This is a genomic window from Corynebacterium sp. HMSC055D05, from assembly GCF_001810365.1.
In the GTDB taxonomy this organism is placed as follows: Bacteria; Actinomycetota; Actinomycetes; order Mycobacteriales; family Mycobacteriaceae; genus Corynebacterium; species Corynebacterium coyleae.
In genome coordinates this window covers 137,697-158,478 of the sequence record NZ_KV801077.1, presented here as the reverse complement: position 1 = coordinate 158,478, position 20,782 = coordinate 137,697, and the positions used below count along the sequence as shown (strand labels likewise).

Annotated in this window: 21 protein-coding genes; 18 read left to right on the top strand and 3 right to left on the bottom strand. The window is 60.3% G+C overall.

The window, feature by feature from the left end; genetic code table 11:
- Position 1 precedes the first annotated feature (1 nt).
- The 8 genes from HMPREF2734_RS08250 (at position 2) to metK (ending at position 8,744) form a co-directional block, all read left to right on the top strand.
- Positions 2–463, top strand: a complete 462-nt coding sequence (locus HMPREF2734_RS08250) for a carbamoyl-phosphate synthase domain-containing protein (protein WP_070451382.1) — start codon at positions 2–4, stop codon at positions 461–463.
- A gap of 22 nt (positions 464–485) precedes the next feature.
- Complete coding sequence (gene carB / locus HMPREF2734_RS08245) at positions 486–3,860, top strand: carbamoyl-phosphate synthase large subunit (RefSeq protein WP_224212669.1); 3,375 nt, start codon at positions 486–488, stop codon at positions 3,858–3,860.
- On the top strand, positions 3,860–4,678 hold the full coding sequence (pyrF, locus tag HMPREF2734_RS08240) for an orotidine-5'-phosphate decarboxylase (RefSeq protein ID WP_070570393.1): 819 nt from the start codon (positions 3,860–3,862) through the stop codon (positions 4,676–4,678). Before carB ends, pyrF begins: the two co-directional genes overlap by 1 nt.
- Before the next feature lie 231 nt (positions 4,679–4,909).
- The gene (gene mihF, locus HMPREF2734_RS08235) at positions 4,910–5,233 is read left to right on the top strand and encodes an integration host factor, actinobacterial type (RefSeq protein ID WP_070423240.1); all 324 of its coding nucleotides are present in this window, start codon (positions 4,910–4,912) and stop codon (positions 5,231–5,233) included.
- Between the two features lie 2 nt (positions 5,234–5,235).
- The gene (gene gmk / locus HMPREF2734_RS08230) at positions 5,236–5,823 is read left to right on the top strand and encodes a guanylate kinase (RefSeq protein ID WP_070423104.1); all 588 of its coding nucleotides are present in this window, start codon (positions 5,236–5,238) and stop codon (positions 5,821–5,823) included.
- A 13-nt stretch (positions 5,824–5,836) separates the two neighbouring features.
- A complete protein-coding gene (rpoZ, locus tag HMPREF2734_RS08225; RefSeq protein ID WP_371325710.1) occupies positions 5,837–6,151 on the top strand; it encodes a DNA-directed RNA polymerase subunit omega in 315 nt (104 codons plus the stop codon).
- A 73-nt stretch (positions 6,152–6,224) separates the two neighbouring features.
- On the top strand, positions 6,225–7,454 hold the full coding sequence (gene coaBC, locus HMPREF2734_RS08220; protein WP_141750457.1) for a bifunctional phosphopantothenoylcysteine decarboxylase/phosphopantothenate--cysteine ligase CoaBC: 1,230 nt from the start codon (positions 6,225–6,227) through the stop codon (positions 7,452–7,454).
- Positions 7,455–7,526: 72 nt separating this feature from the next.
- Positions 7,527–8,744: a methionine adenosyltransferase gene (gene metK, locus HMPREF2734_RS08215; RefSeq protein WP_070423106.1), complete on the top strand. Its 1,218-nt coding sequence runs from the start codon at positions 7,527–7,529 to the stop codon at positions 8,742–8,744.
- On the opposite strand, the gene HMPREF2734_RS08210 is transcribed toward metK, so the two are convergent.
- The 3 genes from HMPREF2734_RS08210 to HMPREF2734_RS08200 are packed head-to-tail and all read right to left on the bottom strand — an operon-like array spanning position 8,741 to position 10,945.
- Positions 8,741–9,589 carry a hypothetical protein gene (locus HMPREF2734_RS08210; RefSeq protein ID WP_070451389.1) on the bottom strand — a complete coding sequence of 283 codons (849 nt, stop codon included), beginning with the start codon at positions 9,587–9,589 and terminating at the stop codon, positions 8,741–8,743. The two genes, metK and HMPREF2734_RS08210, sit on opposite strands and share 4 nt — an antisense overlap.
- Positions 9,590–9,592: 3 nt before the next feature.
- Positions 9,593–9,997 (bottom strand): hypothetical protein, encoded by a 405-nt coding sequence (locus tag HMPREF2734_RS08205; RefSeq protein WP_070570389.1) that lies wholly within the window; start codon positions 9,995–9,997, stop codon positions 9,593–9,595.
- 18 nt (positions 9,998–10,015) lie between these two features.
- The gene (locus HMPREF2734_RS08200) at positions 10,016–10,945 is read right to left on the bottom strand and encodes a polysaccharide deacetylase family protein (protein ID WP_070570387.1); all 930 of its coding nucleotides are present in this window, start codon (positions 10,943–10,945) and stop codon (positions 10,016–10,018) included.
- A 187-nt stretch (positions 10,946–11,132) separates the two neighbouring features.
- Here HMPREF2734_RS08200 and HMPREF2734_RS08195 point away from each other — a divergent pair, with 187 nt between their 5' ends.
- From HMPREF2734_RS08195 to HMPREF2734_RS08150, 10 genes are all read left to right on the top strand, one after another.
- Positions 11,133–13,142, top strand: coding sequence for a primosomal protein N' (locus tag HMPREF2734_RS08195; RefSeq protein WP_070570385.1), 2,010 nt, complete (start codon positions 11,133–11,135; stop codon positions 13,140–13,142).
- 39 nt (positions 13,143–13,181) lie between these two features.
- Entirely contained in the window at positions 13,182–13,682 is a 501-nt protein-coding gene (def, locus tag HMPREF2734_RS08190) for a peptide deformylase (RefSeq protein WP_070423242.1), read from the top strand.
- 2 nt (positions 13,683–13,684) lie between these two features.
- Positions 13,685–14,611: a methionyl-tRNA formyltransferase gene (fmt, locus tag HMPREF2734_RS08185; RefSeq protein WP_070423111.1), complete on the top strand. Its 927-nt coding sequence runs from the start codon at positions 13,685–13,687 to the stop codon at positions 14,609–14,611.
- Positions 14,608–16,086 carry an RsmB/NOP family class I SAM-dependent RNA methyltransferase gene (locus HMPREF2734_RS08180; RefSeq protein WP_070570384.1) on the top strand — a complete coding sequence of 493 codons (1,479 nt, stop codon included), beginning with the start codon at positions 14,608–14,610 and terminating at the stop codon, positions 16,084–16,086. Before fmt ends, HMPREF2734_RS08180 begins: the two co-directional genes overlap by 4 nt.
- A 9-nt stretch (positions 16,087–16,095) precedes the next feature.
- Entirely contained in the window at positions 16,096–16,758 is a 663-nt protein-coding gene (rpe, locus tag HMPREF2734_RS08175) for a ribulose-phosphate 3-epimerase (protein WP_070423113.1), read from the top strand.
- Entirely contained in the window at positions 16,755–17,750 is a 996-nt protein-coding gene (ribD, locus tag HMPREF2734_RS08170) for a bifunctional diaminohydroxyphosphoribosylaminopyrimidine deaminase/5-amino-6-(5-phosphoribosylamino)uracil reductase RibD (RefSeq protein WP_070570382.1), read from the top strand. The genes rpe and ribD overlap by 4 nt, the downstream gene beginning before the upstream one ends.
- 3 nt (positions 17,751–17,753) lie before the next feature.
- Complete coding sequence (locus tag HMPREF2734_RS08165; RefSeq protein ID WP_070570380.1) at positions 17,754–18,341, top strand: riboflavin synthase; 588 nt, start codon at positions 17,754–17,756, stop codon at positions 18,339–18,341.
- Positions 18,342–18,352: 11 nt separating this feature from the next.
- The gene (locus tag HMPREF2734_RS08160) at positions 18,353–19,669 is read left to right on the top strand and encodes a bifunctional 3,4-dihydroxy-2-butanone-4-phosphate synthase/GTP cyclohydrolase II (RefSeq protein WP_070423116.1); all 1,317 of its coding nucleotides are present in this window, start codon (positions 18,353–18,355) and stop codon (positions 19,667–19,669) included.
- A gap of 19 nt (positions 19,670–19,688) precedes the next feature.
- Positions 19,689–20,174 (top strand): 6,7-dimethyl-8-ribityllumazine synthase, encoded by a 486-nt coding sequence (gene ribH / locus HMPREF2734_RS08155; RefSeq protein WP_070423117.1) that lies wholly within the window; start codon positions 19,689–19,691, stop codon positions 20,172–20,174.
- A gap of 72 nt (positions 20,175–20,246) precedes the next feature.
- Positions 20,247–20,780 (top strand): PH domain-containing protein, encoded by a 534-nt coding sequence (locus tag HMPREF2734_RS08150; protein ID WP_246816805.1) that lies wholly within the window; start codon positions 20,247–20,249, stop codon positions 20,778–20,780.
- Positions 20,781–20,782: the final 2 nt, after the last annotated feature.

Below are 20,782 nucleotides of genomic sequence, written 5' to 3'. Positions count from 1 at the left end.
CATGACACAAACACAGCAGCAGCGCACCCGCGCACAACTCGTCCTCGACACAGGCGAGAAATTCACCGGCTTCGTCTTCGGCGCAGCACCGGAAGGTGACATTGAAGGCGATCTCAAGAGCATCATCGATATGTTCGGTTACGAGCGCGAAATGTGCTCTGCCGATAACGACGGCAAGATCCTGGTGTTCGCTACACCGCACATCGGCAATGTTGGCTGGACAGGTGAAGGAGCAGGGGAGGGACGTACGGCAATCACGGCAAAAGCCGTGGTGATCCGCGATCTCGCTCGCATCGCATCGAACCAGGAAGCAAAGCACAGCCTGGAAGAAGAAATGAAGGCGCAGGGCATTACCGGCATCTGGGGTGTAGACACCCGCAGGCTGGTTCGCCACGTCTCTCAGGCGCAGCACGAGGGTAAGTCGGTGCGCGTGCAGGTAATCGTCGAAAAGCAAGAAGCTTAAAAGAAAGACCAGGAGAAACATTATGAAGCGAGAAGATCTCAACCACGTCCTGGTCATCGGCTCCGGGCCGATCGTCATCGGACAGGCGTGCGAGTTTGACTATTCCGGCACCCAGGCGTGCCGCGTGCTCAAAGAAGAAGGCCTGCGCGTCACCCTGGTGAACTCGAACCCGGCGACGATCATGACCGACCCTGAGTTCGCCGACCACACGTACGTAGAGCCGATCCAGCCGGAGTACATCGACCGCATCCTCGCCCGCGAGGCTGAGCAAGGCCACCCGGTTGATGCGATTCTGCCGACGCTTGGTGGGCAGACTGCGCTGAACACAGCCATCAAACTCGACCGCCTTGGCATTCTGGAAAAGCACGGCGTTGAACTCATCGGTGCAGACATCGACGCGATTGAGCGCGGCGAAGACCGCCAAAAGTTCAAGGACATTGTTGAAAAGATCGGCGGCGAGTCCGCCCGTTCCCGTGTCTGCTACACCATGGAAGAAGTGGAAGAAACCGTTGCGGAGCTCGGCTTCCCAGTCGTCGTGCGCCCGTCGTTCACCATGGGTGGTCTCGGTTCCGGCCTTGCCTATGACATGGATGACTTGCACCGCATCGCCGGCGACGGCTTGACCGCATCGCCAGAAGCGAACGTGCTCATTGAAGAATCCATCCTCGGTTGGAAAGAAATCGAGCTCGAGCTCATTCGTGACTCGGATGACAACTGCATTACGGTTGCGACGATTGAGAACGTGGATGCCATGGGTGTCCACACGGGCGACTCTGTCACGGTGGCGCCGGTGTTGACGATGACCGAGCCCGAGGTCACCAAGATGATCGAACAGGGCAAGGCCATCATCCGTGAAGTCGGTGTCAGGACCGGTGGCTGCAATATCCAGTTCGCCATCAATCCCAAAGACGGCCGCATGATCACGATCGAGATGAACCCGCGCGTGTCGCGTTCGTCTGCACTTGCGTCGAAGGCGACCGGCTACCCGATTGCAAAGGTGGCAACCCGACTAGCTATTGGCTACACGCTCGACGAGATTGCCAACGACATGACCGGTGGCGCGACCACTGCGCTTGAGGAGCCGTCCCTCGACTACGTCATCGTCAAGATGCCACGCTTTACCTTTGAGAAGTTCCCGGGCTCGGACGAGACTCTGGGCACCTCCATGAAGGCGGTTGGCGAGGCCATGGGTATTGGCCGCAACTACATCCAGGGCCTGAACAAGGTCATGCGCTCGATGGAAGACAAGCCAAACGGCTTCTGGACTCGTTCCGACGAGTACGTCGCAGGAGAGCGTGCAAATGACGTCGCAGCGGTACTCGAAGACCTTAAGGTGCCGACCGACAAGCGTCTCTACGATGTCGAGCTTGCGCTTCGCCTCGGCGCGAGCGTTGATGAGGTCTACGCAGCCTCCGGTATCGATCCGTGGTTCCTCGAGGAAGTCGCTGGGCTGGTCGAATTCCGCCAGGTGCTTATCGACGCCCCTGTGCTCGACGCAGATCTTCTGCGTGAGGCAAAGGCTCAAGGCTTGTCCGACGCCCAGATTGCTACGCTGCGCCCAGAACTCGCGGGCGAAGACGGCGTGCGTCAACTGCGATGGACGCTGGGTATCCACCCGACCTTCAAGACCGTGGACACCTGCTCGGGCCAGTACGAGGCGAAGGTTCCGTACCTGTACTCGGCGTACGAACTCGACCCGGCTGCCGAGTCTGAGGTTGACCAGTTCACCGGTGCAAAGGAAAACAGCAAGGGCAAGGTCATCATCCTGGGCTCTGGTCCGAACCGCATTGGTCAGGGCATCGAGTTCGACTACTCCTGTGTCCACGCCGCCCTGGAACTATCCCGCGTCGGCTACGAGACCGTGATGGTCAACTGCAACCCGGAGACCGTTTCTACCGACTACGACACCGCGGACCGTCTCTACTTCGAACCGTTGACGTTCGAAGACGTGATGGAGATCTACCGTGCGGAAGCCGCTACCGGTGAGGTTGCTGGCGTTATTGTGCAGCTCGGCGGTCAGACCCCGCTGGGCCTCGCGCAGCGTCTCGCGGATGCGGGCGTGCCGGTCGTCGGTACGAGCCCCGAGGCAATCGATCTGGCGGAGGACCGTGGCGAGTTTGGCAAGGTGCTCGAAGCAGCCAAGCTTCCAGCTCCCGCATTTGGCACCGCAACCTCCTTCGAAGAGGCTCGCGAAGTGGCCAACAAGGTTGGTTACCCCGTCCTCGTGCGCCCGTCTTACGTGCTCGGAGGCCGTGGCATGGAGATCGTTTATGACGAAGACTCCCTGCGCAACTACATCGAGCGCGCAACCGAGCTCAGCCCGGACCACCCAGTGCTTGTGGACCGCTTCCTTGACAACGCCATCGAAATTGACGTCGATGTGTTGTCTGACGGCAACGAGGTCTACCTCGGTGGTCTGATGGAACACATCGAGGAAGCCGGCATTCACTCTGGCGACTCCGCCTGTGCGCTTCCGCCGATGACGCTCGGCCCCGACGACATTGAAAAGGTCCGTCGCTCCGCTGAGGCACTCGCTCACGGTATCGGGGTGAAGGGGCTGATGAACGTCCAGTTCGCATTGAAGGACGACATCCTCTACGTCATCGAGGCAAACCCGCGCGCGTCGCGTACGGTGCCGTTCGTCTCCAAGGCGACCGGCGTCCACCTTGCGAAGGCTGCAGCACGCGTCATGCTCGGCGCGACGATCGCTGAACTTCGCGACGAGGGCCTCATCCCGTCCGACTACGATGGCGGATCCTTGCCGCTGAACCACCCGATCGCTGTGAAGGAAGCGGTACTGCCGTTTAGCCGCTTCCGCCGCCCAGACGGGTCGATTCTGGACACCATCCTCGGCCCGGAAATGAAGTCCACCGGTGAGGTCATGGGGCTTGCCCCGTCGTTCGGTGTGGCATTTGCTAAGACCCAGGCCGCTGCTTACGGCGAACTGCCAACGGAGGGCACGGTCTTTGTCTCCCTGGCTAACCACGACAAGCGCACCCTGATCTTCCCGATCCAGCGTTTGTCCACCATGGGGTTCAAGGTGATCGCGACGGCAGGTACAGCGCAAATGCTGCGCCGCAACGGCATCGAATGCGAAGTAGCACTCAAGGGCTCCGAAGTCCGCGAAGGTGCGAAGGGCCGTTCCATCGTGGAGCGGATCTTGGACGGCGAGATTGATCTCATCCTGAACACTCCGGCGGGCTCGACAACCGCGCGCCACGATGGCTACGACATCCGTGCCGCAGCCGTGATCGCGGATGTACCGATCATGACCGATGTGCAGGGTGTTACCGCCACAGTCCAAGGCATCGAAGCAGTGCGCAGCAACTCCATTGATGTGACCAGCCTCCAGGAGCTCGAGCACAGCGTCTCCAAGAACGCAGAGGGTGGCCAGTAGTGGTACAGCCCCATGCCTCCTTCGGGGAGCGTCTCGTTGCCGCTGGTAACGAATATGGCCGACTGTGTGTAGGCATCGACCCGCACGCGGCGCTGCTAGACAAGTGGGGTCTTCCGGACACCATTGATGGTCTGCAACGGTTTTCCTCGGCTTGTGTTGAGGCCTTTGCAGGATCAGTTGCGTTGGTCAAGCCACAGGTTGCCTTCTACGAGCGGTTCGGCTCTGCGGGTTTCGCGGTGCTCGAGGAGACCCTCGCCGCACTCCGTGAGAGCGGGACGCTCGTCGTCGCGGACGCCAAGCGCGGCGATATCGGCTCCACGATGGCTGGATACGCCGCCGCGTGGCTGCAACCAGGCTCACCGTTGGAAGCGGACGCGCTCACGCTGACACCGTATCTGGGTGTCGGGTCGCTGGAGCCTGCCATCTCACTTGCTGCAGCGCACGGTAAGGGCGTGTTCGTGATGTCTGCGAACTCCAACCCTGAAGCTGAAGCGTTCCAGACGAGTGAAATCGATGGGCGCATGGTGTCGCAGTGGATGGTCGATGAATGCGCCACGTACAACCAGGGCGCTGCAGTAGGCCACGTTGGTGTCGTTGTCGGTGCAACTGTGGCGAAGCCGCCGGTGCTCGACGCGCTCAATGCTCCAGTGCTTATGCCTGGGGTCGGAGCGCAGGGAGCGACGATGGAAGACGCGGCGCAGATTGCAGGTGCAAACGCACACCTGGTGTTCCCGAATGTTTCCCGTTCCGTCTTGTCTGCTGGACCGGACGTTACTGAACTGCGGAAACGTGTCGCTGAACTGGTAAAACAGCCATAACTAGCGGGTCCATTTCATCGGCTGAGAAAAACCCTGGTAGTTTAGGTGCGTCGCAACGGTGACATGGAGAAATGCAGCAAGAATGCGCTCCATTTTCCCGGTGCCAACCAGATGCAGTGTTAGACTGTGTCGGATGCGGTGCGCCTTCTGAAACGCAGAGTGTGGAGGAGGCCCCGCGCCGGCACGAGTCGGCCTGAACATATTGAATGAACTACCTACATGGAGGAACCCGTGGCACTTCCACAGTTGACCGATGAACAGCGCAAGGCAGCCCTCGAGAAGGCGGCTGAGGCTCGCAAGAAGCGCGCTGAGCTGAAGGCCTCCCTGAAGCGCGGCGAGACCACGCTCAAGGACGTGCTGGAGAAGGCTGACACCGACGAGATCATCGGCAAGACCAAGGTTTCCGCTTTGCTCGAGGCCATGCCGAAGGTTGGCAAGGTCAAGGCTCGCGAGATCATGGAGGAGCTGGAGATCGCTCAGACCCGTCGCCTGCGTGGCCTGGGTGAGCGTCAGCGTCGTGCTCTGCTCGAGCGCTTCGGCTTCGAAGAGAACTAAACATGGCTGAGGTGGCGCCCCGCGGGCAGCTGGTCGTTTTGGCCGGACCGTCTGCCGTAGGTAAGTCAACGGTGGTTAGCCGCCTGCGCGGCGAGGTGCCGGACCTCTACTTTTCTGTCTCGATGACAACTCGAGCTCCACGCCCGGGCGAAGTCGATGGTAGGGATTACTACTTCGTCTCCTCGAATGATTTTCAACAGCGCATCGATGCTGGTGAGATGCTGGAATGGGCTGACATTCACGGAGGCCTTCAGCGCTCGGGCACGCCTGCGGGTCCGGTCCGTGAAGCTCTTGCAGACGGGCGCCCGGTACTCGTAGAGGTGGACCTCGCAGGTGCTCGCAACATCAAGCAGCTCATGCCTGAAGCGCGTACAGTGTTCCTTGCACCCCCGTCGTGGGAAGTCCTCGTTGAACGTCTCACGGGTCGTGGGACCGAGACGGAAGCTGTGATTGAGCGCAGGCTCACCACCGCGCGCGAGGAGCTCGATGCGCAAGGGGAGTTCGACACCGTTGTTGTGAATGACGATGTCGACGATGCCGTTGCACACATTGCGCGCATCCTTCTAGGCGCAACATCCGACAACAATTAGCGAGTGGGTTTTAGTGACTGAATCAACCAATGACCTGTCGCAGGACACCGCTGTTGAGGAGACTCAGCAGGAACGTGTCTACGACACCCCGGACGGCATTACCGCGCCCCCGATCGATGAACTGCTGACGAAGGTCTCGTCGAAGTACGCTCTGGTGATCTTTGCAGCCAAGCGTGCACGTCAGATCAACAGCTTCTACCAGAACTCCGAAGATGGTGTTTTCGAGTTCATCGGCCCGCTGGTAACGCCAGAGCCTGGTGAGAAGCCGCTGTCGATCGCGCTGCGTGAGATCGAGGCAGGTCTCCTCGAACATGAGGAAGGCCAGTAAGCGCTTCTGCTAATGACGCCGTTGTGCGAGCCATTGGGGCTCGCACAACGGCGTTTTTGTATGCTTGGCCCACATGAACGAAGCCACGTCTGCCCCCAAGAACGTTGTGATCGGTGTCTCCGGTGGAATTGCTGCGTATAAGGCATGCCACTTGGTTCGCGACTTTAAAGAACATGGCGATAATGTGCGCGTTATCCCTACGGAAAGCGCGTTGTCGTTCGTGGGCGCAGCAACATTTGAGGCGCTGAGCGGAAACCCAGTTGATACTGGGGTATTCAAACGTGTCGACGAAGTCCAGCACGTCCGTCTCGGTCAAGAGGCCGATCTCATCGTTGTCGCACCTGCAACCGCTGATCTCATGGCTCGTGTCGCAGCAGGCCGAGCAGATGACCTGTTGGCTGCAACCATTCTTGTGGCCACATGCCCCGTCGTGCTTGCGCCTGCAATGCACACCGAAATGTGGAATAACCCAGCTACGCAACACAATGTAGAGGTGCTTCGTTCGCGTGGGATTACGGTTCTTGAGCCGGCGCATGGGCGCCTGACGGGAAAGGACACGGGTCCGGGTCGTTTGCCGGACCCTGAGGCGATTGCGCAGCTAGCCCGTACGGTGTTGGCAACCGGTCCAATGAAGCAGACGCTCGCAGGAACCCGCGTACTTATTAGCGCGGGAGGAACGCAAGAAAATATTGATCCTGTGCGTTTCATTGGTAACCGATCCTCTGGCAAGCAGGGGTTTGCGCTCGGGGACATCGCAGCGCAGCGGGGAGCACAGGTCACGATCGTGGCTGGAGCAACCGCGGAACTATCTGTGCCCTCAGGGGCGGAGGTGGTGCGTGTGCAATCCACACGTGAGATGAAAGACGCGATGGATGAGCGTGCCGCAGACGCAGACATCATCGTGATGGCGGCCGCCGTGGCCGATTACCGTCCAGAATCGGAAGCTACGACGAAACTGAAGAAGGGCAAGAGCGATGACGCGCTCTCCGTTGTTCGCTTGACCGAGAACCCGGACATCCTTAAAGGTCTCGTCGAAAAGCGAGATGCTGGCGAGACTCATGCCACGATCGTCGGGTTTGCAGCTGAGACGGACAACGAACTTGAGAATGGTCGCGCGAAACTCAAGCGTAAGGGCGCGGATTTGCTCATGCTGAACTCGGTTGCTGGTGGCAATGTGTTTGGCCAGTCAACTAACCGCGGCTGGTTGCTGAGTGCGTCCGGCGAAGAAGTGGAAATTGAGGACGGAACGAAACACGAGGTAGCCGCTCGGATCTGGAATGCGATTGAAAAGCTTCGCGCTTAGCTTTGCGTACTTAGACCGCTTGGTCTAGTGTGTTGGAGAATCAGCCTCAAGGCCACGTAAAGGAAAGATCCGTTGTCACTCGACACTTACTACCGACTGTTCACCAGTGAGTCCGTCACTGAAGGGCACCCAGACAAAATCTGCGATGCGATCTCGGACGCGATTTTGGACGACATGCTCGCGCAGGACCCACAGTCCCGCGTTGCAGTGGAAACGCTCGTTACCACTGGACAGGTTCACGTTGTTGGAGAGGTGCGCACGTCTGCGTACTCCAATATTGCGAAGATCGTGCGCGACAAATTGGTGGAAATCGGGTTCACCTCCTCCGAGGTTGGTTTCGACGGCAACAGCTGTGGCGTCAACATCGCAATCGGTGATCAGTCGCAGGAGATTGCGGATGGCGTGACCACCTCCCAGGAGGTGCGCGAACAGGCCTCCACTGAAGAGACTGACCAGTCTGGTGCGGGTGACCAGGGGCTAATGTTTGGGTACGCCTCCAACGAGACCCCTGAGTACATGCCGTTGCCGATTGCGACTGCGCACCGCCTTTCACGCCGACTGTCCCAAGTGCGCCACGAGGGCATCGTCGACGGCCTTCGCCCAGACGGCAAGACTCAGGTCACGTTTGCGTACGACGGTGATACCCCGGCGTTTATCGACACGATCGTGATCTCCACGCAGCACGACCCACACTTCACTGGTGAGGCACTTGAGAAGGCGCTGCGAGAGCACGTTATCGCTTGGGTCATGGAAGATGCCGGTCTGGAGAAGTTCTACCGCGAGGACACCAAGGTCCTGATCAATCCGTCTGGCTCGTTTATCTCCGGTGGTCCGATGGCGGACGCAGGCCTGACCGGACGCAAGATCATTGTGGATACCTACGGCGGTATGGCACGCCATGGCGGTGGCGCGTTCTCTGGCAAGGATCCCTCAAAGGTGGACCGCTCCGGCGCGTATGCGACACGTTGGGTGGCGAAGAACATTGTCGCTGCGGGCCTCGCAGACCGTGTTGAGGTTCAGGTTGCGTACGCAATTGGTCGTGCAACCCCGGTTGGCCTGTACGTGGAGACGTTCGGTACCGCCGCTGAGGGGCAGACCAACGAGTCGATCCAGCAGGCAGTGGAGAAGGTCTTCGATCTGCGACCGGATGCGATCATCCGTGATTTGGATTTGAAGCGCCCGATCTACAGCCAAACCGCTGCCTACGGCCACTTTGGTCGCACAGACATCGATGTGCCTTGGGAGCACACCGATAAGGTGGACGACTTGCGCGCAGCCGCAGGCGTTTAAGTTTCCTTCGAAGCCGCTTGGGGTTTGTCCCAGGCGGCTTTTTGCTGTTCAGACTTCTTGTGGTTGCGCAAGGCCACGATTCCGACAACCACGCCAATGAGGATTGGCAGCCAGATCTTGGAGTATTCGAGCGCAACAAGAACCCACTCGGGCAAGTCCGGGAGGTCGAATTCAGGCCAGTTGATCTGGGGGAGCGGAAGATCCATCTGGGGAAGGTGCGGGACCGGAAGATCCATGTGCGGCAAGGTGATGTCGGGAAGTTCCCAGTCCGGAAGGTATCGCAGAAGCCGGTCGATGATTCGGCTTACGATCGGACCGAGGACAATCACCGCCAGCGCCCAGCCACCTTTGCCCAAGCCTTCGGCCATAGGGATGAGTGTGCGCTTGAGCGAACTCGATTCCATTGTCCGACGCCGTTTCGCACCGCGTGAGCCTTCTGGAGGGTCGAACTCGACGATGGTGTCGCCCTCCCGAAACTCGACACTGAGCAGTTCGTCGAAGCCACTTGCACGCAGTTTAAGGTGAGGCTTTTGGCGGTCAACGCCGATCCCCATTGGAGTCTCGAGTTTTGCCCCGCCGTTTCCAAAAAGGGGGAGTCGCCCGCTGTTCACGTCGTTGTAGCGGTGCTGCACGGTGCCGTCGACACACACTTCCATGCGCTCACTCGGATTCTTTGCCCAGAGTTCGATGCGTTCGCGCAGGGTGTGCTCGTCTGTGGCTAGCGTACCTTCCTTGTCAGTCTCATCTCCGGGCCACTCAGGGTCCTCTGCCGCGAAGTCGCGGTCGAATCCCACACGCAGTTCGATAAGCCCATACTTCGGGTGGTTGAGGCTCCAGGTTTCCATCGGCTACACCTGCGCACTGCTTGTCGACGACATCGGGGCCGGCTGTTTGCGCACCAAAGACATCAGCCACGCGCAAAGCGCCGACACGACAGCCACGCCGAGTGCATAGATGAAGGTGCCGTCATTGAAGTAAAGGATCTTCGCCACCCAGAAACCGCCAGCGGCGGATAGTGGCAATGTCCAAGAGGGACGGAAGCAGGTGCCGTCGACAAGCCCTGCGATGGCGGCGACAGCAAAGATGAAACCAACGAGGAGCCATGGCGTGCCAGCGACGGGAATGAGGAGCGCAGGTGCGATCACATACAGTGCAAAAACGGCATAGGGAAATGCCTTGAGCCAACCTTCGCGGTCTGCAGTGTCTTCCGATTGCTCGTCTGTATGCTCGCCATGCTCGCCTGGATCAGTCATGGCGATGAAGTCTAACGGCTAATTCGCGTGGGTGTACACACGCCCCGGGACGGGGTCCTTAATCATCTCGTCGAGGCTTACCGGACGCAGCCCCTTGGCGCGCAGACCATCGATGATGCATTCCGCTGCGTTGATGGTCGGCTCGTGGATGTCGTGCATGAGCACAATCGATCCCGCTTGCGCCTGATTGACCGCTATGGAGCAGGTACGTGCGGTGTCACGGTGGCTCCAATCCATCGTGTCAACATCCCAAATTGCTAAAGAAAGCCCCCGCGCTTTGGACGAGTTGATCACACGGCCGTCGTAAGAACCGTAGGGCGGGCGCACCCAGTGCACCTTCACTCCCGATTGCTTCTCAATGGCAGCACTCGTGTCGCTGAGCTGTGACCCGATCGTCGCGTCGGACTGGCGCGCCAGGTCCGGGTGTGAATACGAGTGGTTGCCAATCGTGTGGCCCTCGGCGCGGATGCGGCGCAGGATCTTCGGGTTTGCATTGACGTTGTTACCGACGACGAAAAACGTCGCATGCGCATTCTTGCGCTTGAAGATGTCGAGCAGGCGCTCCGTACCGGGAACCGGTCCGTCGTCGTACGTAATTGCTACGCAATTGCTGCAGTTGGCCGCGTTAGGAGACAACGTTGGCTCCGCTGCCGGGACCACGGTTACCGGCACAGTCTCTTCTTCCTGCGGTGCAGGGCGCAGGTGAGGTGGCACGCTATCTCGAACTTGTTGGGGGAGTTGGTTGTATGCCTTGCGCCAGTTGTCCTGTACGGCTTGCTGTGCGCCTTGCGACGAGCCGTGGATGTAGGCGGATACGTTGTCGATCGGCGAGCCGTTACCTGGACTAAGTATCGGGCCAAGGGAGGAGCCTGCAAAAAGCAGTTGTGTCTGCTTGCTTCCTAGCGAAAGATTTGTGACGTCAACCGCATGTGCTTGGGGAGCAGTCATGGCTCCTGCGGCAACTGCAGTGGATATACAGACGGATAAGACTGCGGGAAGCAGACGTTTCATGGCGGAAGCGGGTCCCTCATCGGCGCGATTGATTTGTGATGCATCTATTACTACCGCACTGTTTCGCACAGCTGAGCCTTAGGTCCGGAGTGTCGTGTCGTGGCGTGGTTTAGAATGCTGCACCATGTCCAACACGCGAGCTGCCAACCTGCCTGTGGCCCGCGTGCTGCCTATGTTGGGGCTCGCGCACCTTGATCGGGCCTTCGATTATCTTGTCGACGAGCAGGATGCCGAAGCCGCACAGCCAGGCGTCCGCGTGCGGGTTCGGTTTGCAGGCAGGCTCGTGGATGCGATCGTGCTGGAGCGGGTGTCGTCGACAAGCCATGAAGGCTCACTGCGCTTCATCGAACGCGTTATCTCACCCGAGGTCGTGGCCCCGGAGCACACGCGCATGCTTATCGACGCACTCGCGGACCGGTACGCAGGCATCCGATCCGACATTTATCGCTCTGCAATACCCGCACGACATGCGAAAGCGGAAGAAACGGATACCTCCACACCATGGGTGGAGCTCGGGGAGATCGCCGAGCCGGACCTTTCCGCATGGACGACGTACACACACGGTGAGTCCTTCGTCGATGCCGTAGTAGAGGGAAAGCTGGCTCGTGCCGCGTGGCAGTTGGTGCCGGGCGAGGATTGGCCTGCCGCGCTTGCCGCACTCGCTGTCAAGGTGGCAAAGGACGGCGGTGGCGCGCTCATCGTGGTTCCGGACCAAGATGCTGTTGACCGTTGCGAGGAAGCGCTACGCGAGCTCGTTGCGGCAAAACAAGTGACGACTTTGACCGCCTCCCAGGGACCCCAAGCACGGTATTCCCGCTACCTGTCCGTTCTGCACGGCCAAGGGCGCATCGTGGTAGGGACCCGCTCCGCCGCGTTCGCGCCGGTGCAGAACTTGCGGTTGATGGTCGTGATGTTCGACGGCGATGACAACCTCGTGGATCCCCGCGCGCCCTACGTTCACGCCAGGGAGGTGCTCACGACGCGCTCGAGCCTTGAGCGCGCATGTTTGGTCATTGGCGGATTCTCACGCACAGCAGAGGCGCAACTGTTGGTGGAATCTGGCTGGATGCACGAACTGGTTGCACCCCGCCAAACGCTTCGTACACGTTCGCCTTACATTCACGCCGCGGGCGATTCTGACTTTGAGCTCGAACGGGATCCAAGGGCGAAACAAGCCCGTCTTCCTTCGTCAGCATTTGCGGCTGCGACGAAAGCCCTTGAGCGAGGCACTCCTGTGTTGTTCCAGGTTCCGCGCACCGGGTATATCCAATCACTCGCCTGTGGGCAGTGTCGTACACCGTCGCGTTGCCGTTGGTGCAACGGACCGCTGGGGTTGCCGTCCGGTGGTGAAGCAGCGGCACCGACATGCCGGTGGTGTGGCCGAATGGACCCTGCACATGTGTGTCCGGCATGCGGTTCCCGGCGTGTGCGGGCTGTCGTACTGGGCACCGAACGCACCGCAGAAGAGCTTGGCCGTGCGTTTGCGAAATATAGGGTCAAAACGTCCGGGGGCGATCGTATTTCGCGCACGATTGACGCGGGGCCTGCGATTGTCGTCGCCACGCCAGGTGCGGAGCCTCGAGTACCAGGCGGATACGGTGCTGCTGTGCTGCTTGACGCGTGGGCGCTCGTGCAACGCCCTGACTTAAGGGCAGTGGAGGACACGCTGTCGAAATGGATGGCTGCTGCCACGCTTGTCCAACCGCATGCCGATGGCGGAGAAGTCGTAGTGGTAGCGGAGCCGAGCATGCCGGTCGTGCAGCATCTCATTCGCTGGGACGCGCCGGGATTTGCAGCTGCAGAGCTGGCTTTGCGCCGCGAGGCGAGATTTCCGCCGGCGGTCCACGTTGCCGTGGTTGACGCGCCCCGAGACGCGCTGGAGCCGTTCTTTGAGCGCACCGACCTGCCGGACTACGCGGAGATCCTGGGGCCTGTGGATTTGCCCCCGGGTGTGCGTTTGCCCGGCGAGTGGGATCAGCGTGAGTACGGTCCGGCGCAGCGCATGCTGGTGCGCGCGCCGTTAACTGGGCGGTCTGCGCTGGGCAAGGCGCTGCGGGCAGGGGCAGTCGCGTGGACGACGTCGAAGCAGGAGCTGCCACTGCGTATCCAGGTCAATCCGGTGGATATCGGGTAAGCGAAATTTCGCTTGTCCAGGTCAGTACACTTGGCGTTCATGGCCATACGCGACATTCGTCTATTCGGGGATCCGGTGCTCAACACGGCAGCGGAGGAGGTGGATGTGTTCGACGAACGCCTGCACAGGCTCGTGGGTGACATGCTTGAGACGATGGATGCGGCTGGGGGTGTTGGCCTAGCGGCAAACCAGGTCGGTGTCGCACAGCGAGTGTTTGTGTTCGATTGTCAGGGCCTTCGGGGACACATCGTGAACCCGGTGTGGACGCCGTTGGGCGAAGATACCCAAATTGGTGTGGAGGGATGTCTTTCGGTGCCTGATGTTCGCGGGACTGTTGAGCGGCACAACACCGTGGTTGCCCATGGCGCCGACATGTGTGGGCGCCCGCTGACACTACGCGGCAGCGGATTGCTCGCACGCTGCATTCAGCACGAAGCAGACCATCTCGACGGCGTGATGTTTACGGCCCGAATGTCGCCAGCTGACCGCAAAGCGGCACTCGATGCGATTGCCGCGGCGGAGTGGAATAAGGAGAACTAACTGTGAGACTTGTATTTGCAGGTACCCCTGAGCCGGCGGCAGTGGCACTGGAGCGGCTGCTGGCATCGGAACATGAGGTAGTGGCCGTGCTGACGCGACCCGATGCACGCAAAGGCAGGGGGCGCACGTTGCATCCGTCGCCGGTGAAGGCAGTTGCACTCGAGCATGGCATTGAAGTGCTCACACCCGAGAAACTTGACGACGACACCGCGGCCCGACTGCGCGACATCGCCCCAGACGCGATCCCGGTCGTTGCGTACGGCAACCTGATTCCTGCTGGCATGCTCGATATTCCGACGCACGGTTGGGTGAACTTGCACTTCTCGCTGCTGCCGCAGTGGCGCGGTGCTGCGCCGGTACAGGCCGCGATCCGCGAGGGCGATGCCTCCACCGGTGCGACGACGTTCCGGATCAACGAAGGGTTGGACACCGGCGACATTTTGGACACGCTCACAGACACAATTTCCGACGACGACACCGCCGGTGTTCTTCTCGAGCGTTTGGCGTACTCCGGCGCAGACCTGCTCGTTCGCACCATGGATGGTCTTGAATCCGGCACACTGACGCCGAAAGCACAGCCTGAAGAGGGAACCTATGCGCCAAAGATTCTCACTGCAGATGCGCGCGTTGACTGGGCCGCCGATTCCACGGTCATCGATCGGGCAATTCGTGCGCATACTCCAGCGCCTGGTGCATGGACTATGCGAGGCGAGGAGCGATTCAAGCTCGGGCCAGTAACGTCTGTCGATTCAACCGAGCTCGCCCCGGGCCAGGTTGCATTTGGCAAGAACGAGGTGCGAGTGGGAACCGGAACTCGTGACGTCGTGCTCAGCACGATTCAGGCACCCGGCAAGAAAATGATGAACGCAGCTGATTGGGCTCGAGGCTTGGCCAACGATGTCCGGGCGGAAGGGATGACGTTCGAATGAGTGGTGGATTCCGGTCACGCGCAGCAGGGCGCCGTGAACACCAGCCGAAGCGAAACGGGCGAGCAAACACGCGGCAGGCGCCGAGGCGTCGCAAAGAAGCAGCACCTGTGAACGCAACCGCACGCATCGGTGACCCGGCGCGCGAGGCGGCATTTGAGGTGTTGGTACGCGTCGAGCGCGACGCGGCGTTTGCAAACCTCACCCTGCCGACGGTCTTGCGTGAGCGAAAGATCACCGGTCGTGACGCTGCGTTTGCAACCGAGCTGACTTACGGCACGCTGCGCAGCCTTGGTGTTCTTGACGCTGTGATTGCAGACAACGCATCCCGCGGCCTGGACCGAATGGCTGTTGAAGTGCTGACTTCGTTGCGGCTCGGCACCTACCAGTTGCTGTACACGCGAGTGGAGGACCATGCGGCCGTCGACACCTCCGTACGTTTGGTTGAAGCGGCCGGTCAATTCAAGGCCAAGGGCTTTGTCAACGGCGTGTTGCGCTCGATTACGCGGACTCCAGCGGAGGAGTGGCTCCGCAAGCTTGAACCGGAGGACCCGCTTGCTGCGGTGGCGTTCCGCCATGCGCACCCGGTGTGGATCGCGGAATCGATCCGTGCTGCACTGGGCTCGAGAGACGACGAGCTTGAGGCTGCGCTTGAGGCTGATTCAGCCCGCCCGGTCGTACATCTTGTTGCTCGACCAGGCGAGATGAGTGCGGAGGAGTTAGCGCTGGTCACTGGCGGAGAAGAGGGGCGCTACTCACCGTACGCCGTCTACCTCCCTGAAGGTGATCCAGGACAGTTGCAGCCGGTACGCGAGGGGCTCGCCGCAGTTCAGGACGAGGGCTCGCAGGTGATTGCGCGTGCAGTAGTGGACGTGCCGGTCGAAGACGACCAAGGCCGATGGCTCGACTTGTGCGCTGGGCCGGGAGGTAAGGCGGCGCTCATGGGGGCGCTGGCTGCTATCGATGGCGCAGTAGTTGATGCCGTCGAAGTGAGTCCGCACCGTGCTGAACTCATTCGGAAAACCGTGCGTGATCTTCCTGTGCGCGTCCATACTGCCGATGGTCGTCGTTCTGGCCTTGAGCCGGGCTACGACCGTGCTCTCGTCGACGCACCCTGTTCCGGTCTCGGAGCGCTTCGCCGCCGCCCAGAGGCGCGTTGGACCAAGCGTGAGGAAGACATCGCGGAACTCAACGTGCTTCAGCGCGAATTGCTCTCGGCTGCAATCGAGCTAGTTAAGTCCGGCGGTATTGTCGTCTACTCCACGTGCTCACCCGATGTGCGAGAAACCAGGGGAATCGTCGACACGATCCTCGCTGATGGCAAGGTCGAGGAGCTCGATGCGAGCCAGTACGCAGCGGGCATGGATGACGTTGGCGACTTGCCAAGCGTCCAGATGTGGCCGCACCGACACGGAACAGACGCTATGTTTTTCGCTGTACTGCGAAAACTCGGACCCGAGCCGACCACCGAAGTTTAAGGACACCTCATGATTTACATCGCACCATCAATTCTTGCCGCTAATTATGCAGCGCTTGGCGACGACGTCCGCAAGGTCCCCAACGCAGACCTGATCCACGTTGACATCATGGACGGCCACTTTGTGCCCAACTTGTCCTTTGGTCCCGACGTGACCAAGGCGGTTGACGGCGTGACGGACCAATTCCTGGATATGCATTTGATGATCGAGGAGCCGGAGCGGTGGTTTGAAACCTACGTCAAGGCCGGCGGCGACCGCCTCGTGTTCCATGTCGAAGCGACCGACGACCATGTAGCTGCTGCGAAGCAGTGCCGCGAACTCGGTGTACAGTCCGGCTTCGCCATCAAGCCAGGGACCGCAATCGAGCCGTACCTCGATGACCTCGAGCATTTTGATCAGGTCATGGTCATGAGTGTCGAGCCAGGATTTGGCGGCCAGAAGTTCATGCCCGAGGTCCTGGGCAAGGTGATGACGCTTCGCGATCGCATTGCGGAAGCGGGCCTGGACACAATCATTGGTATCGACGGTGGCATTGCCAACAGCACTATCGCACAAGCGGCAGCGGCCGGTGTGGACGCATTCGTTGCTGGTTCCGCCGTATTCGGCGCTGATGACCCAGCCCAGGCGGTAGAGCGCCTCCGCGAGTTGGCAACTGAGGCTGCGCAGGCGTGACACGTGATAATCCCGCGTTAGCCAACGCGGTTTCTGCGGCCATAGCGGCGGGTGACGCAGTGCGCGGGACGACCTCGCCGAACCCGCCGGTGGGCTGCGCAATCGTGACCGCATCCGGGGAAGTTATCGCGACTGGCGGGACCTCTCCCGCGGGCGGGCCCCATGCTGAGGTCAACGCCCTGCGTGAAGCGGGACCACGGACGAAGGGCGCGACAGCCGTTGTCACTTTGGAACCGTGCAACCACACTGGCAGGACAGGTCCGTGCACCCAAGCGTTGGTGGATGCCGGAATTGCGAGGGTGGTGTATCTGACCGCTGATCCGTTTGAGCCTGCATCCGGCGGCGCGGATTGGCTGCGAACACATGGATTGGATGTGGCCCTACTTCACACCCGTGTGGAGGCACTGCAGCCCTGGCTTCGCTCGGTGCGCAACAACCGCCCGAGTGTGACGCTGAAGTTTGCGTCGACGCTGGACGGGTTTACGGCAGCGGCCGATAAGACGAGCAAGTGGATCACTTGCGACGAAGCCCGCGCCGCTGTGCACGCAGATCGCACGAAACGTGACGCGATTGTCATTGGCACGGGGACCGCGCTTGCTGACAACCCATCGTTGACCGCCCGCCACAGCGATGGCGCTCTGTATGAGCACCAGCCGCGACGTGTGGTCGTCGGTAAGCGGGCTGTTCCCAGCGGCAACCTGACCGAGCTCGGGTTTGAGCAATACGACACTCCACAGGCCGCGCTGACAGCGCTGTGGGATAGCGGCGCGAGAGATGTGCTTGTAGAAGGCGGGGCAACATTGGCGGCGAGTTTCCTGGAACTCGACCTGGTAGACGCGGTGCAGGCCTACATTGCCCCTGCACTGCTGGGGTCCGGACGGGGAGTGCTCGACCGCGAAATCGCGGGAACGATTGGCGACGCTAAACGTTTCCGCACCACTGATGTGCGCCGGATCGGCAACGATGTGCTTATAGAAATGGAGAAGGACTGAACTGTGTTTACGGGACTCGTTGAGGAGATTGGTGTCGTCGACACGCTTGAGCAGCTCGAGGATGCCGTCCGGATCGCGGTGCGTGCGCCGAAGGTCACCGAGGATGCATCACCGGGGGACTCCATCGCGGTCGACGGCGTGTGTCTGACGGTGGTTGACAACGTTGCTGGCGTATTCACCGCTGACGTGATGCGCGAAACGCTGGATCGCTCGCGTCTCGGCACCTATAGCGAGGGGAGCAAGGTCAACCTAGAGCGCGCGTTGGCTGCTGGTCAGCGCATGGGCGGACATATCGTGCAGGGCCACGTCGATGGTGTCGCCGAGGTTGTCTCTCGCACGCCTTCGAAGCACTGGGAGGTAGTGCGCTTCACTCTGCCCGCGAATCTTGGTCGGTATGTGGTGGAGAAAGGATCCATTACGGTCAACGGAACGTCGCTGACGGTTTCCGCGGTTGGAGACGATTTTTTCGAGGTGTCGCTGATCCCCACCACGCTGCGCGATACCACTGCTGGTGACCTTACGGTCGGTGATCCGGTGAACCTTGAGGTGGATATCGTGGCCAAGTACGTTGAGAAAATGGTGCAGGGCTAGGGTTGAACGGTATGACAGCATCCGCCGGTAGCGCCGGTAATCACACCACCGACTTGGACACCGAGTTGAACACTGTGGAGGAGGCGATTGCCGCCATCCGCGAGGGCAAAGCAGTCGTCGTCGTGGACAGTGAGGATCGCGAAAACGAGGGCGATCTCATCTTCGCCGCACAAGACGCCACGCCGGAGTTGGTGGCGTTTATGGTGAGGTACACCTCTGGCTACATTTGCGTGTCCATGTCGGACGAACGGGCCACGGCCCTCGATCTGCCCCCGATGGTTGCGCAAAACCAGGACCTGCACGGCACTGCCTACGCCGTGACCGTTGATGCAGCAACCGGCACCACCGGTATTTCCGCACGTTCGCGCGCCACGACGATCGCATTACTTGCCGACGATTCCGCGACCCCAGAGTCGTTTACGAGGCCCGGACACGTTGTGCCCCTGCGAGCGCGTGACGGGGGAGTACTTGTCCGGGACGGACACACGGAGGCAGCGGTAGACCTTGCAACGCTTGCGGGTAAGGCCCCTGTCGGTGCCCTGTGCGAGATCGTTTCTGAAGATGACCCGGCAGACATGGCTCGATTCGACGAGCTCCGCAGGTTCGCGAATACGCACGGGCTTCCGATGATTTCGATCGAGCAGCTCGCTGCGTACCGTCGCCAGCATGAACGATTTGTCGAACGCAGCACTGCTACTCGTTTACCAACGGAGTTCGGTGAATTCACTGCGGTTGGCTACCTGGATACGTTGACTGAGACCGAGCATGTTGCGCTGATCGCGGGGGAACTTGATGCACTGCGCGACGCCGAGGACGTTCTCGTCCGCGTGCATTCGGAATGTCTCACCGGCGATGTGTTTGGCTCCCGCCGTTGCGACTGTGGTCCGCAGCTTCAGGAATCAATGCGCCGCATTCAGCAGGAAGGCCGCGGCGTTATCGTCTACTTGCGTGGACATGAGGGACGCGGAATCGGGTTACTCGCCAAGCTGCGCGCCTACCGTTTACAGGACGACGGGCTCGACACCGTTGATGCAAACCTTGAACAAGGCCTGCCAGTCGACGCACGCGACTATTCCGCAGCAAGCGACATCCTTGCAGACCTGGGTATCGGTTCGGTCGATCTGATGACCAACAATCCCCAAAAAGTCGATGCCTTTGCCGGTCTGATCCCCAAGGTTGCTCACCGCAGTAGGATCGAAGTGGTTCCTAACCACGACAACATCGCCTATTTGCGGACGAAGCGCGACAGGATGGGACACGACCTGCCCGGCATTCTCGGTTGGGCTGAAGAACACAACACACAACACCCACAACACCACACCAACTAGGTATCAAGGAGACCCACCAGTGGCAGCTACTGGAGCACCCGAGGACTATTCCCTGCAAGCGGAGGGGCTTACCGTCGCCGTCGTTTACACCCGCTGGAATGAAAAGATCGTCGAGATGCTGCGCGCTGGCGCACGAGATGAGGCCCGAGAACTGGGCGTTAAAGTCGATGAATATGCGGTAGCAGGCGCGTTGGAGTTGCCAGTTGTGGTGCAGGCATGCGCAAAGCGCTACGACGCGGTAGTGGCCCTCGGCTGCGTCATCCGTGGCGAAACTGCCCACTTTGATTACGTTTGCGACTCTGTCACCGCTGGCCTCACCCGTATTGCATTGGATGAGGAAACGCCGGTAGGCAACGGCGTGCTCACGGTTGAAGAAGAAGACCAGGCTTACGAGCGTGCCGGTGGGGAAGACGCGAAAGAAGACAAAGGCGCCGAAGCGATGCGTGCGGCCGCTGGAGCCTTAGTTGAACTGCAGAAAGTTCGCGCTTTGCCGCTAAAGGGTTAAAGTAGCCGGAGCTAGCGCGGCACGGAGTCGTCGAGAAGCAAGAGCGTTTTCAAGTTGACAAGGAGTGCGGAAGTGACTGATCAACCAGCAGGCACACACATAACGAACGAGCAGGAAGCTGCTTACCTGACTGCGCTTGATCCGCACGCCAACACCTCGACGAAGCCGTGGGAGCTTGAGATTTCGTCGAAGTACCTGCGAACCGTGGCGATCGGCTGGATCATCCTTGTCATGGCCGTGCATTTCTTCATGGCGTGGGCCGTGGACGCGCAGTTCTCGGGCATCGCAATTACCAGCGTGGATAAGTTTGCGTTCGTGGGCGTTGGCCTGATTATTTCCGTCCTGTCCTGGATCGCACTGACTCGCCCTCGGGTGCGCGTCAACGAAGACGGCGTCCAGGTAGCCAACATCATCGGCACCCGTTTCTACCCCTGGACCGTCATTTACGGTTTGAGCTTCCCCAAGGGCTCCCGCATGGCGCGACTCGAACTTCCGGAATTCGAGTACGTCACCCTGTGGGCGATCCAATCAGGCGATAAAGAGCGCGCGATTCAGGCTGTCGAGCAATTCCGCAAGCTCGAAGCCAAATACATGCCTAAGGATTAACC

Bases quoted from the DNA above. Each gene is read 5' to 3' on its own strand.
- HMPREF2734_RS08160 (WP_070423116.1), top strand. From the start codon at position 18,353: ATGACAGCATCCGCCGGTAGCGCCGGTAATCACACCACCGACTTGGAC.
- HMPREF2734_RS08210 (WP_070451389.1), bottom strand. From the start codon at position 9,589: ATGGAAACCTGGAGCCTCAACCACCCGAAGTATGGGCTTATCGAACTG.
- carB (WP_224212669.1), top strand. From the start codon at position 486: ATGAAGCGAGAAGATCTCAACCACGTCCTGGTCATCGGCTCCGGGCCG.
- coaBC (WP_141750457.1), top strand. From the start codon at position 6,225: ATGAACGAAGCCACGTCTGCCCCCAAGAACGTTGTGATCGGTGTCTCC.
- def (WP_070423242.1), top strand. From the start codon at position 13,182: ATGGCCATACGCGACATTCGTCTATTCGGGGATCCGGTGCTCAACACG.
- HMPREF2734_RS08180 (WP_070570384.1), top strand. From the start codon at position 14,608: ATGAGTGGTGGATTCCGGTCACGCGCAGCAGGGCGCCGTGAACACCAG.
- HMPREF2734_RS08200 (WP_070570387.1), bottom strand. From the start codon at position 10,945: ATGACTGCTCCCCAAGCACATGCGGTTGACGTCACAAATCTTTCGCTA.
- HMPREF2734_RS08250 (WP_070451382.1), top strand. From the start codon at position 2: ATGACACAAACACAGCAGCAGCGCACCCGCGCACAACTCGTCCTCGAC.
- rpe (WP_070423113.1), top strand. From the start codon at position 16,096: ATGATTTACATCGCACCATCAATTCTTGCCGCTAATTATGCAGCGCTT.
- gmk (WP_070423104.1), top strand. From the start codon at position 5,236: ATGGCTGAGGTGGCGCCCCGCGGGCAGCTGGTCGTTTTGGCCGGACCG.
- HMPREF2734_RS08195 (WP_070570385.1), top strand. From the start codon at position 11,133: ATGTCCAACACGCGAGCTGCCAACCTGCCTGTGGCCCGCGTGCTGCCT.
- HMPREF2734_RS08205 (WP_070570389.1), bottom strand. From the start codon at position 9,997: ATGACTGATCCAGGCGAGCATGGCGAGCATACAGACGAGCAATCGGAA.